Origin of the sequence: Endozoicomonas sp. ALD040, assembly GCF_049275945.1 — a bacterium.
Taxonomy (GTDB): domain Bacteria; phylum Pseudomonadota; class Gammaproteobacteria; order Pseudomonadales; family Endozoicomonadaceae; genus Endozoicomonas_A.
Map to the genome: position 1 here is coordinate 6,809,578 of NZ_CP184829.1, position 13,254 is coordinate 6,822,831.

6 protein-coding genes are annotated in these 13,254 nt (G+C 49.0%); 5 read left to right on the plus strand and 1 reads right to left on the minus strand.

What is annotated here, in order from left to right; genetic code table 11:
- Positions 1-33 precede the first annotated feature (33 nt).
- From ACOJUN_RS25185 to ACOJUN_RS25205, 5 genes are all read left to right on the plus strand, one after another.
- Positions 34-2,292 carry a hypothetical protein gene (locus ACOJUN_RS25185; protein WP_422134577.1) on the plus strand — a complete coding sequence of 753 codons (2,259 nt, stop codon included), beginning with the start codon at positions 34-36 and terminating at the stop codon, positions 2,290-2,292.
- 235 nt (positions 2,293-2,527) lie between these two features.
- The gene (locus tag ACOJUN_RS25190; RefSeq protein WP_422134578.1) at positions 2,528-4,969 is read left to right on the plus strand and encodes a tetratricopeptide repeat protein; all 2,442 of its coding nucleotides are present in this window, start codon (positions 2,528-2,530) and stop codon (positions 4,967-4,969) included.
- Between the two features lie 78 nt (positions 4,970-5,047).
- Positions 5,048-7,516, plus strand: coding sequence for a tetratricopeptide repeat protein (locus tag ACOJUN_RS25195; protein ID WP_422134579.1), 2,469 nt, complete (start codon positions 5,048-5,050; stop codon positions 7,514-7,516).
- A gap of 79 nt (positions 7,517-7,595) precedes the next feature.
- Positions 7,596-10,058, plus strand: coding sequence for a tetratricopeptide repeat protein (locus ACOJUN_RS25200; RefSeq protein ID WP_422134580.1), 2,463 nt, complete (start codon positions 7,596-7,598; stop codon positions 10,056-10,058).
- A 233-nt stretch (positions 10,059-10,291) separates the two neighbouring features.
- Positions 10,292-12,757 carry a tetratricopeptide repeat protein gene (locus tag ACOJUN_RS25205; RefSeq protein WP_422134581.1) on the plus strand — a complete coding sequence of 822 codons (2,466 nt, stop codon included), beginning with the start codon at positions 10,292-10,294 and terminating at the stop codon, positions 12,755-12,757.
- A 45-nt stretch (positions 12,758-12,802) separates the two neighbouring features.
- On the opposite strand, the gene ACOJUN_RS25210 is transcribed toward ACOJUN_RS25205, so the two are convergent.
- The gene (locus tag ACOJUN_RS25210; RefSeq protein ID WP_422132603.1) at positions 12,803-12,937 is read right to left on the minus strand and encodes a hypothetical protein; all 135 of its coding nucleotides are present in this window, start codon (positions 12,935-12,937) and stop codon (positions 12,803-12,805) included.
- Between the last annotated feature and the right edge of the window lie 317 nt (positions 12,938-13,254).

Below are 13,254 nucleotides of genomic sequence, written 5' to 3' on the forward strand. Positions count from 1 at the left end.
AACAGCATAGATTTTCAAGGAATCTACATCATTATGAGTTACGGGCCAACACCTTCAACCAGCGCTCCAGCCAGTTCGGGCACTGAGACATCGCAATCGCCTCAATATTGTGCGCCAGTTTCCTATGCCGATGCGGCAAAAAAGCCTCCATCTACCTCAAATCGGCAAGCTAAACCTCTCAATCCACCGACTCAACTTCCAGAAGGTGTTCGTCAACATTCGAACAGACCCTCAAGGCAAGCAACTGCATACCAGAGTTCTACTCCCCGGACCTTTCAGGCGAAGACCTGCCCTCCTGAGGCGCTTAAAAAAGCGATCGATAGCGCTTTCGCGATGCTCAACAATCAAAATTTCACAGCTGCAGAAAAAGCATTCCGGGCCATCTTAAACGGCAAACATGGCATACCGAACCGGTTCGACAAGCAGGAAGCAACCATAGGGCTTGCAAGATCTCTAAATGAGCAAACCCGCGAAAAACAGATAGAAGCCTGCTCTATTCTGGAAGAACTCAGGTTAGATGGAAAACTTAACAGGTTCGGAGCTTCGACCATTAGTCACCTTGATCTGTGCCTGAGCCTCTGTGAAGAAGCACTTGGAAGATACCTTGATGCCGAAACCCGACTGTTGAGACTGAGAAAAAAAATGCGCGATGCCAATGAGAGAGTCCTGTGCGAACCTTCTCACTATTATGCCGCAGATATTAGTAATGCACGACTGTGGCAGCTTATGGGCAAATACACTCTGGCTGAAACATTGTTACTGAACTTAAAGACAGAACTGACTAAAAACCTGCAGTCAAAACCGTATTCTCCTGCTATATCAAAACTGCGTAAATACCTCGATACCGTCAACATGACCCTGATGCGACTCTGGCAGTTGATGGACAAACATCAAAAGGCTGAACTTCTGATGCTCGGCATCATTGGCAAGCACCCCGATGACGATGAGGACGTCCTCTGCAGGCGATCTGATCGTAAAGACGTTGATCTGGCTCTGACGTTTATCTGGCGGGGGTTGGGCAAGCGTGGGCGCGCTGAGAAGCTGCTGCTGAACATGAGTCGCAAGCATCCCGATGACAGTGAGGAGATTCTGTGTCGCCCCACTGGCCATCGTGCCATTGACATGGCTCTGGTGCGAACCTGGGAAGAAATGGACAAACTTGAGCTGGCTGAAAAGCTACTGCTGAACATGAGTGGAAAGCGCCCCGGTGACAGCGAGGAAGAACTGTGCAAGCCCTGTGGGCATCATGACATTGATCTCTCTCTGGCACTAGTCTGGCAGAGGAAATACAAATATATACGAACTGAAAAGCTACTGCTGAACATGAGTGGAAAGCACCCCGGTGACGGCGAGGAAGCACTGTGCAAGCTCTCTGAGAATCGCGAAATTAACCTGGCTCTGGTTCGATTTTGGGAACTGAAGGGCAAATATGAACTGGCTGAAAAGCTGCTGTTGAACATGAGTCGCAAGCATCCCGGCGCCAGTGATGAGATCCTGTGCAAGCCCTGCTGGCAGCTGGAAATTGATCTGACACTGGTGCGACACTGGGGGATCTCGGGCAAATATCACCTCTCTGAAAGACTGCTGCTTAACATGAGTGGCAAGGACCCCCATGACAGTGAGGAGATCCTTTGCAAGCCTTGTGGAAATCATGATATTGATCTGGCGCTGGCGATGCTCTGGGAGATGATGGATAAACCTGAACAGACTGAAAGACTGTTGCTGAACATGGGTGGTAAGCAGCCCGGTGACGACGAAGACAGCCTGTGCAAGCCCTCTGGCAATCATGAGATTGACCTGACTCTGGCACGCTGCTGGGAGAATACAGGCAAATTTGGACGGGCTAAAAGACTGCTTGAGCGTGGCTGTGAATTCTATCATTCGATTGAATTTGAACTCTCAATATTAAAGTTACCTACCGGGCAAGAAGGATTTATGGAAATGATCAGTCGCTATCCGGAAAGTGCCAATACTTTGCTGGCTAACTCGGTCCATTATTTCAGCCTGGCTTGTGAGCAGATCATTCAGGATGACCCGGAGTCAGGACAAGATAACCTTCATAAGGCTCTGGAATTTGTGGAATCGGCACTGAAAAAATACCCACCGAGTGCGGGAGCTTTTTCCCAAAAAGCGCACTGTCTCAGAATGCTGGGGAAAAGTGAGCAAGAATGGAGGGAATGGTTTGATAGAGCGAGAGCCTTTGACTTCAGACGGGCACAGAGGGCTAAAACTCATTTTTGGCGAAACAGGGAGGCCGCTGCCCTTCAGAAGTTATCGAATCTCAAAGAATAAAAAAACATCCTTGAACCTTTATGACTGATGACTGTCCAATAAGTACCTAACCAGTTGGTTTCGCATATTCTGGACGGCGGCTTTTTCCATCCTTCTGCGTTCCAACTCTGGTTGCGTAGCTATGGCTACGCGCCCGTCGTTGCGCCTTGAAGGATGAAAAAATCCACTCGCCAGAATATGCGAAACCAACTGGCCAGGTACTTTAAGCATAGATTTTCAGGGAATCCACATCATTATGAGTTACGGGCCAACACCTATAGCCAGCGTTCCAGCCAGTTCGAGCACTACGACGTCGCAATCGTCCCAGTATTGTGCGCCAGTTTCCTATGCCGATGCGGCAAAAAAACGTCCTTCTAATTCAAGTCGGGAAGTTAAACCTCTCAATCCACCAACTCAACTTCCAGAAGGTGTTCGTCAACATTCGACCAATCCCTCAGATATTTCAGGTCGGCAGGCATCTGCCTGCCAGCCTGCCAAGACATCTCAGCCATCACGGTATTGTGCGTCAGGTTCCTATGCCGATGCGTTAAAAGGGCGTAGATCTACCTTAAATCCGAACACTGAAACGTTTATTCCACATTCGCAACTTCCCCATGGTGGTCATCAACATTCGAACAGACCCTCAAGGCCAGCAACTGCATACCAGAGTTCTACTCCCCGGACGTTTCAGACATGCCCTCCTGAAGCTCTTAAAAAAGCGATCAATAGCGCTTTCGCAATGCTCAACAATCAAAATTTCACAGATGCAGAAAAAGCATTCTGGACCATCTTAAACGGCAAACATGGCATACCGAATCGGTTCGACAAGCAGGAAGCAACCATCGGGCTTGCAAGATCTCTAAAAGAGCAAACCCACGAAAAACAGATGGAAGCCTGCTCTATTCTGGAAGAACTCAGGTTAGATGGAAAACTTACCAGGTTCGGAGCTTCGACCATTAATAACCTTGATCTGTGCCTGAGCCTCTGTGAAGAAGCACTTGGAAGACACCTTGATGCCGAAACTCGACTGTTGAGACTGAGAAGAAAAAGGCGCGATGCCGATGAGAGAGCCCTGTGCGAACCCTCTAGCTATTATGTCGCAGATATTAGTAATGCACGACTGTGGCAGCTTATGGGCAAATACACTCAGGCTGAAACACTGTTCCTGAACATAAAAAAAGAACTGATCAAAAACCTGCAGTCGAAACCCTATTCTCCTGCTACATCAAAACTTCGTAAACACCTCGATACCGTCAACATGGCCCTGATGCGACTCTGGCAGTTGATGGACAAACATCAAAAGGCTGAACTTCTGATGCTCGGCATCATTGGCAAGCGCCCCGATGACGATGAGGACATACTCTGCAGGCCATCTGATCATAAAGACGTTGATCTGGCTCTGACGTTTATCTGGCGGGCGTTGGGCAAGCGTGAGCGGGCTGAGAGGCTGCTGCTGAACATGAGTCGCAAGCATCCCGATGACAGTGAGGAGATTCTGTGTAGCCCCACTGGCCATCGTGCCATTGACATGGCTCTGGTGCGAACCTGGGATGAAATGGACAAACTTGAGCTGGCTGAAAAGCTACTGCTGAGCATGAGTGGAAAGCGCCCCGGTGACAGCGAGGAAGAACTGTGCAAGCTCTGTGGGCATCATGACATTGATCTCTCTCTGGCACTGGTCTGGGAGAGGAAATTCAAATATATACGAACTGAAAAGCTACTGCTGAACATGAGTGGAAAGCGCTCCGGTGACAGCGAGGAAGCACTGTGCAAGCTCAGTGGGAATCGTGAAATTGACCTGGCTCTGGTTCGATTTTGGGAGCTGACGGGCAAATATGAACTGGCTGAAAAGCTGCTGCTGAACATGAGTCGCAAGCATCCCGGCGCCACTGAAGAGATTCTGTGCAAGCCCTGCTGGCAGCTGGAAATAGATCTGGCACTGGTGCAATACTGGGAGGCCTCGGGCAAATATCGCCTCTCTGAAAGACTGCTGCTTAACATGAGTGGCAAGGACCCCGATGACAGTGAGGAGATCCTTTGCAAGCCTTGTGGAAATCATGATATTGATCTGGCTCTGGTGATGCTCTGGGAGATGATGGATAAACCTGAACAGACTGAAAGACTGCTGCTGAATATGAGTGGTAAGCACCCCGGTGACGACGAAGACAGCCTGTGCAAGCCCTCTGGCAATCATGAGATTGACCTGACTCTGGCACGCTGCTGGGAGAATGCAGGCAAATTTGGACGGGCTAAAAGACTGCTTGAGCGTGGCTGTGAATTCTATCATTCGATTGAATTTGAACTCACACTATTAAAGTTACCTACCGGGCAAGAAGGATTTATGGAAATGATTAGCCACTATCCGGAAAGTACCAATACCTTACTGGCTAACTCGGTCCATTATTTCAACCTGGCTTGTAAGCAGATCATTCAGGATGACCCGGAGTCAGGACAAGATAACCTTCATAAGGCTCTGGAATTTGTGGAATCAGCACTGAAGAAATACCCTCCGAGTGCGGGAGCTTATTCGCAAAAAGCGCACTGTCTCAGAATGCTGGGGAAAAATGAGCACGAATGGAAGGAATGGTTTGATAGAGCGAGAGCCTTTGACTCCAGCCGGGCATACAGGGCTAAAAATCATTTTTGGCGAAACAGGGAGGCCGCTGCCCTTCAGAAGTTATCGAACTCCAAAGAATAAAAAAACTTCCTTGAACCTTTATGACTGATGACTGTCCAACATGTCAGCAGCATAGATTTTCAGGGAATCTACATCATTATGAGTTACGGGCCAACACCTTCAGCCAGCGCTCCAGCCAGTTCGAGCACTTCAACATCGCAATCGTCTCCATATTGTGCATCAGGTTCCTATGCCGATGCGGTAAAAAGACGTCTATCCACCTCAAATCGGGAAATAAAATCTCTTACTCAACCGGTTCAACTTCCACAAGTTGTTCATCAACGTTCCACCTGTCCCTCAGATATTTCGGGTCGGCAGGCATCTGCCTGCCAGCCTGCTACGACATTGCAACCGTCAGGGTATTCTGCGTCAGGTTCAGATACCGGTGCATCAAAAGGGCGTAAATTTACCTTAAATCCAAACGCTGAAACGTTTATTCCACGTTCGCAACGTCCTCATGGTGGTCATCAACATTTGAACAGTCCCTCAAATACTCCAGACTGGCCAGCAACTGCATACCAGAGTTCTACTCCCCGGACCTTTCACCCAGAGGCGAAGACCTGCCATCCTGAAACTCTTAAAAAAGAGATCAAAAGCGCTTTAGCAATGCTCGACAATCATAATTTCACAGGTGCAGAAAAAGCATTCCGGGCCATCTTACACAGCAAGCATGGCATACCGAATCCGTTCGACAAGCAGACAGTAACCATAGGGCTTGCAAGATCGCTAAAAGAGCAAACCCGCGAAAAACAGATGGAAGCCTGCTCTATTCTGGAAGAACTCAGGTTAGATGGAACACTCGACAGGTTCGGAGCTTCGAGCATTGGTAACCTTGATCTGAACCTGAGCCTTTGTGAAGAGGCACTTGGAAGATACTTTGATGCCGAAACCCGACTGTTAAGACTGAGAAGAAAAAGACGCGATGCCGATGAGAGAGCCCTGTGCGAACCCTCTCGCTATTATACCGCAGATATAACTCATGCCCGACTGTGGCAGTCTACGGGCAAATACACTCTGTCTGAAACATTGTTACTGAACATAAAAACAGAACTGATTAAAAACCTGCAGTCAAAAGCCCACTCTACCGCTACATCAAAACTGCGTAATCACCTCAATACCGTCAATACGGCCCTGATGCGACTCTGGCAGTTGATTGGCAAACATCAAAAGGCTGAACTTCTGATGCTCGAAATCACTGGCAAGCGCCCCGATGACGATGAAGACATACTCTGCAGGCCATCTGATCATAAAAACATCGATCTGGCTCTGACGTTTATCTGGCGGGCGTTGGGCAAGCGAGAGCGGGCTGAGAGGCTGCTGCTGAACATGAGTCGCAAGCATCCCGATGACAGTGAGGAGATTCTCTGTAGACCCACTGGCGATCGTGCCATTGACATGGCTCTGGCGCGAACCTGGGAAGAAGAAATGGACAAACTTGAGCTGGCTGAAAAGCTATTGCTGAACATGAGCGGAAAGCGCCCCGGTGACAGCGAGGAAGAACTGTGCAAGCTCTGTGGGCATCATGACATTGATCTCTCTCTGGCGGTATTCTGGCAGAGGATGTACAAATATATGCGAACTGAAAAGCTACTGCTGAACATGAGTGGAAAGCGCCCCGGTGACAGCGAGGAAGCACTGTGCAAGCCCTGTGGGAATAGTGAAATTGACCTGGCTCTGGTGCGATTTTGGGAGCTGACGGGAAAATATAAACTGGCTGAAAAGCTGCTGCTGAACGTGAGTCACAAGCATCCCGGCGCCAGTGAAGAGATCCTGTGCAAGCCCTGCTGGCAGCAGGAAATTGATCTGACCCTGGTGCGATACTGGGAGGTCCTGGGCAAATATCACCTCTCTGAAAGACTGCTGCTTAACATGAGTGGCAAGGACCCTGATGGCAGTGAGGAGATCCTTTGCAAGCCTTGTGGAAACCATGATTTTGATCTGGCTCTGGCGGTGCTCTGGGAGAATATGGATAAACCTGAACGGACTGAAAGACTGCTGCTGAACATAAGTGGTAAGCACCCCGATGACGACGAAGACAGCCTTTGCAAGCCCTCTGGCAATCATGACATTGACCTGATTCTGGCACGCTGCTGGGAGATTACAGGCAAACATGAACGGGCTATAAATCTGGTTGAGCGTGGCTGTGAATTCTATCATTCGAGTGAATTTGAACTCACACTGTTAAAGTTTTCTACCGGGCAAGAAGAATTTATGGAAATGATTAGCCACTATCCGGAAAGTGCCAATACCTTGCTGGCTAACTCGATCCATTATTTCAGCCTGGCTTGTCAGCAGATCATTCAGGACACCCCGGAGTCAGGGCAAGATAACCTTCATAAGGCTCTGGAATTTGTGGAATCAGCACTGAAGAAATACCCACCAAGTGCGGGAGCTTATTCGCAAAAAGCGCACTGTCTCAGAATGCTGGGGAAAAATGAGCAAAAATGGAAGGAATGGTTTGCTAGAGCGAGAGCCTTTGACTCCAGCCGGACATACAGGTCTAAAACTCATTTTTGGCGAAACAGGGAAGCCGCAGCCCTTCAGAAGTTGTCGAATTCCAAAGAATAAAAAAACCTCCTTGAACCTTTATGCCTGATGACTGTCCAACATTTCCAACAGCATAGATTTTCAGAGAATCTCCATCATTATGAGTTACGGGCCAACACCTACAACCAGTGCTCCAGTGAGTTCGAGCATCAGGACATCGCAATCGTCTCAATATTGTGCGCCGGGTTCCTATGCCGATGCGGCAAAAAAGTCTCTAACTACCTCAGGCCGGGAAACTAAATCTCTTACTCAACCGGCTCAACTTCCACAAGTTGTTCATCACCGTTCCACCAATCCCTCAGATATTTCGGGTCGGCAGGCATCTGCCTGCCAGCCTGCTACGACACTACAACCGTCAGGGTATTGTGCGTCAGGTTCAGATACCGGTGCATCAAAAGGGCATAAATTTACCTTAAATCCAAACGCTGAAACGTTTATTCCACGTTCGCAACTTCATCATGGTCATCAGCATTCGAACAGACCCTCAAATACTCCAGACTGGCCAGCAACTGCATACCAGAGTTCTACTCCCCGGACGTTTAACCCGGAGGCGGAGACCTGCCCTCCTGGAGCGGTTAAAAAAGAGATCAAAAGCACTTTCGCAATCCTCAAAAATCAAAATTTCATAGATGCAGAAAAAGCATTCCGGACCATCTTAAACGGCAAGTATGGTATACCGAATCGGTTCGAGAAGCAGGAAGCAACCATAGGGCTTGCAAGATCTCTAAAAGAGCAAACCTGCGAAAAACAGATGGAAGCCTGCTCTATTCTGGAAGAACTCAGGTTAGATGGAACACTCAACAGGTTCGGGGCTTCGACCATTAACAACCTTGATCTGACCCTGAGCCTTTGTGAAGAAGCACTTGGAAGACACCTTGATGCCGAAACCCGGCTGTTGAGACTGAGAAGAAAATGGCGCGATGCCGATAAGAAAGCCCTGTGCAAACCTTCCCGCTATTATGACGCAGATATTACTCATGCACGACTGTGGCAGTCTATGGGCAAATACACTCTGGCTGAAACACTGTTACAGAACATAAAAACAGAACTGATTAAAAACCTGCAGTCAAAACCCTACTCTCCTGCTATAGCACAACTGCCTAAATACCTCGATACCGTCAATATAGCCCTGGGGCGACTCTGGCAGTTGCTGGACAAACATCAAAAGGCAGAACTTCTGATGCTCGACATCATTGGCAAGCGCCCCGATGACGATGAGGACATACTCTGCAGGCAATCTGATCATAAAGACGTTGATCTGGCTCTGACGGTTATCTGGCGGGCGTTGGGCAAGCATGAACGGGCTGAGAGGCTGCTGCTGATCATGAGTCGCAAGCATCCCGATGACAGTGAGGAGATTCTGTGTAGCCCCACTGGCCATCGTGCCATTGACATGACTCTGGTGCGAACCTGGGATGAAATGGACAAATTTGAGCTGGCTGAAAAGCTACTGCTGAACATGAGTGGAAAGCGCCCCGGAGACAGCGAGGAAGAACTGTGCAAGCCCTGTGGGCATCATGACACTGATCTCACTCTGGCACTACTCTGGCAGAAGAAATACAACTATATACGAACTGAAAAGCTACTGCTTAATATGAGTGGAAAGCGCCCCGGTGACAGCGAGGAAGCACTGTGCAAGCTCTGTGGAAATCGTGAAATTGACCTGGCTCTGGTGCGATTTTGGGGGCTGGTGGGCAAATATAAACTGGCCGAAAAGCTGCTGCTGAACATGAGTCGCAAGCATCCCGGCGCCAGTGAAGAGATCCTGTGCAAACCCTGCTGGCAGCAGGAAATTGATCTGACACTGGTGCGATACTGGGAGGCCTTGGGCAAATATCACCTCTCTGAAAGACTGCTGCTTAACATGAGTGGCAAGGACCCCGATGACAGTGAGGAGAGCCTTTGCAAGCCTTGTGGAAACAATGATTTTGATCTGGCTCTGGCGATGCTCTGGGAGATGATGGAAAAACCTGAACGGACTGAAAGACTGCTGCTGAACCTGAGTGGTAAGCACCCCGATGACGACGAAGACAGCCTTTGCAAGCCCTCTGGCAATCATGACATTGACCTGACTCTGGCACGCTGCTGGGAGATTACAGGCAAACTAGGACGGGCTAAAAGACTGGTTGAGCGTGGCTGTGAATTCTATCATTCGAATGAATTTGAACTCACACTGTTAAAATTATCTGTCGGGCAAGAAGGATTTATGGAAATGATTAGCCGCTATCCGGAAAGTGCCAATACCTTGCTGGCTAACTCGATCCATTATTTCAGCCTGGCTTGTGAGCAGATCATTCAGGATAACCCTGAGTCAGGACAAGATAACCTTCATAAGGCTCTGGAATTTGTGGAATCAGCACTGACAAAGTACCCACCGAGTGCGGGAGTTTATTCCCAAAAAGCGCACTGTCTCAGAATGCTGGGAAAAAGTGAGCAAGAATGGAGGGAATGGTTTGATAGAGCGGAAGCCTTTGACTCCAGCCGGACATACAGGGCGAAAACTCATTTTTGGCGAAACAGGGAGGCCGCTGCCCTGCAGAAGTTATCGAATCTCAAAGAATAAAAAAACTTCCTTGAACCTTTATGACTGATGACTGTCCAATAAGTACCTAACCAGTTGGTTTCGCATATTCTGGACGGCGGCTTTTTCCATCCTTCTGCGTTCCAACTCTGGTTGCGTAGCTATGGCTACGCGCCCGTCGTTGCGCCTTGAAGGATGAAAAAATCCACTCGCCAGAATATGCGAAACCAACTGGCCAGGTACTGAGCATAGATTTTCAGGGAATCTACATCATTATGAGTTACGGGCCAACACCTACAACCAGCGCTCCAGCCAGTTCGAGCACTGCGACATCGCAATCGTCTCAATATTGTGTGTCTGGCTCCTATGCCGATGCGGTTAGAAAACGTCTATCTACCTCTAATCGGGAAACTAAATCTCTTACTCAACCTGCTCAACTTCCACGAGGTGTTCGTCAACATTCGACCAATCCCTCAAATATTTCGGGTCGGCAGGCATCTGTCTGCCAGCCTGCTAAGACATCTCAGCCGTCACAGTATTGTGCGTCAGGTTCAGATACCGGTGCATCAAAAGGGCGTAGATCTACCTTAAATCCGAAAGCTGAAAGGTTTATTCCACGTTCGCAACGTCCTCATGGTGGTCATCAACATTCGAACAGTCCCTCAAATATTCCAGACTGGCCAGCAACTGCATACCAAAGCGCTACTCCCCTGAAGTTTCACCCAGAGGCGAGGGCCTGCCCTCCTGAAATTCTTAAAAAAAAGATCAAAAGCGCTTTCGCAATGCTCAACAATCAAAATTTCACAGATGCAGAAAAAGCATTCCGGGCCCTCTTAAACGGCAAGCATGGCATACCGAATCGGTGCGAAAAGCAGGAAGCAACCATAGGGCTTGCAAGATCTCTAAAAGAGCAAACCTGCGAAAAACAGATGGAAGCCTGCTCTATTCTGGAAGAACTCAGGTTAGATGAAAAACTTACCAGGTTCGGGGCTTCGACCATTAATAACCTTGATCTGACCCTGAGCCTTTGTGAAGAAGCACTTGGAAGACACCTTGATGCCGAAACTCGACTGTTGAGACTGAGAAGAAAATGGCGCGATGCCGACATGAGAGCCCTGTGTGAACCTTCTCGCTATTATGCCGCAGATATTAGTAATGCACGACTGTGGCAGTCTATGGGCAAATACACTCTGGCTGAAACACTATTACTGAACATAAAAACAGAACTGATTAAAAACCTGCAGTCAAAACCTTACTCTCCTGCTACAGCACAACTGCCTAAATACCTCCATACCGTCAATATGACCCTGGGGCGACTCTGGCAGTTGCTGGACAAACATCAAAAGGCAGAGCTCCTGATGCTCGACATCATTGGCAAGCGCCCCGATGACGATGAGGACATACTCTGCAGGCAATCTGATCATAGAGACGTTGATCTGACCCTGACGTTTATCTGGCGGGCGTTGGGCAAGCAAGAGCGGGCTGAGAGGCTGCTGCTGAACATGAGTCGCAAGCATCCCGATGACAGTGAGGAGATTCTGTGTAGCCCCACTGGCCATCGTGCCATTGACATGACTCTGGTGCGAACCTGGGATGAAATGGACAAATTTGAGCTGGCTGAAAAGCTACTGCTGAACATGAGTGGAAAGCGCCCGGGTGACAGCGAGGAAGAACTTTGCAAGCTCTGTGGGCATCATGACACTGATCTCACTCTGGCACTACTCTGGCAGAGGAAATGCAACTATATACGAACTGAAAAGCTACTGCTGAACATGAGTGGAAAGCGCCCCGGCGACAGCGAGGAAGCACTGTGCAAGCCCTGTGGGAATCGTGAAATTGACATGGCTCTGATGCGATATTGGGAGCTGACGGGCAAATATAAACTGGCTGAAAAGCTGCTGCTGAACATGATTCGCAAGCATCCCGGCGCCAGTGAAGAGATCCTGTGCAAGCCCTGCTGGCAGCTGGAAATTGATCTGACACTGGTACGACACTGGCAGGTCTCGGGCAAATATCACCTCTCTGAAAGACTGCTACTTAACATGAGTGGCAAGGACCCTGATGGCAGTGAGGAGAGCCTTTGCAAGCCTTGTGGAAATTATGATATTGATCTGGGTCTGGCGACGCTCTGGGTGATGATGGATAAACCTGAACGGGCTGAAAGACTGCTGCTGAACATAAGTGGTAGGCACCCCGGTGACGACGAAGACAGCCTGTGCAAGCCCTTTGGCAATCATGACATTGACCTGACTCTGGCACGCTGCTGGGAGATTACAGGCAAACTTGGACGGGCTAAAAGACTGGTTGAGCGTGGCTGTGAATTCTATCATTCGAATGAATTTGAACTCACACTGTTAAAATTATCTGTCGGGCAAGAAGGATTTATGGAAATGATTAGCCGCTATCCGGAAAGTGCCAATACCTTGCTGGCTAACTCGATCCATTATTTCAGCCTGGCTTGTGAGCAGATCATTCAGGATAACCCTGAGTCAGGACAAGATAACCTTCATAAGGCTCTGGAATTTGTGGAATCAGCACTGACAAAGTACCCACCGAGTGCAGGAGTTTATTCCCAAAAAGCGCACTGTCTCAGAATGCTGGGAAAAAGTGAGCAAGAATGGAGGGAATGGTTTGATAGAGCGGAAGCCTTTGACTCCAGCCGGACATACAGGGCGAAAACTCATTTTTGGCGAAACAGGGAGGCCGCTGCCCTTCAGAAGCTATCGAATCTCAAAGAATAAAAAATATCCTTGAACCTTTATGACTGATGACTGTCGAATAAGTACCTAGTGCAGCCAAGCCTTGATATCCATACAGGCCACTCGTTCCGATACTCTGAGGTCGTCATTCCCGCGAAGGCGGGAATCCAGCGCCAACAGCGGGTCTCTGCCTTCTCGCGGATGAAAAGGCCAGGGGGACACCGGGCAGTATGGTTCTGGTGATGAGTCTGTGTGGATTCCCGCCTTCGCGGGAATGACGGGAGTGAGGCCGGAAATGACGGGAGGGGAACGGGTTTTGCGACACCCTCTGTTGCGTGGGAACGAGGGGTGTATGGATATCAGAGCTTAGCTGCACTAGGAGCCTGACCGAGAATAGACTGCCCTACTGCGGCGGCAGCAAATTGGTCTGAAAATCCGCTTTTGTTCGTCAAATAGCTCGCTATTCTCCTCACAAAACCGAATTTTCATCCTCAATTTTCTGCCGTCCTCGCTACGGGCGCTATTCTCGGTCAGGCTCC

Excerpts from the sequence above, each read along its gene's own strand:
- ACOJUN_RS25205 (WP_422134581.1), top strand. The coding sequence starts at position 10,292 with ATGAGTTACGGGCCAACACCTACAACCAGCGCTCCAGCCAGTTCGAGC.
- ACOJUN_RS25185 (WP_422134577.1), top strand. The coding sequence starts at position 34 with ATGAGTTACGGGCCAACACCTTCAACCAGCGCTCCAGCCAGTTCGGGC.
- ACOJUN_RS25190 (WP_422134578.1), top strand. The coding sequence starts at position 2,528 with ATGAGTTACGGGCCAACACCTATAGCCAGCGTTCCAGCCAGTTCGAGC.
- ACOJUN_RS25200 (WP_422134580.1), top strand. The coding sequence starts at position 7,596 with ATGAGTTACGGGCCAACACCTACAACCAGTGCTCCAGTGAGTTCGAGC.
- ACOJUN_RS25195 (WP_422134579.1), top strand. The coding sequence starts at position 5,048 with ATGAGTTACGGGCCAACACCTTCAGCCAGCGCTCCAGCCAGTTCGAGC.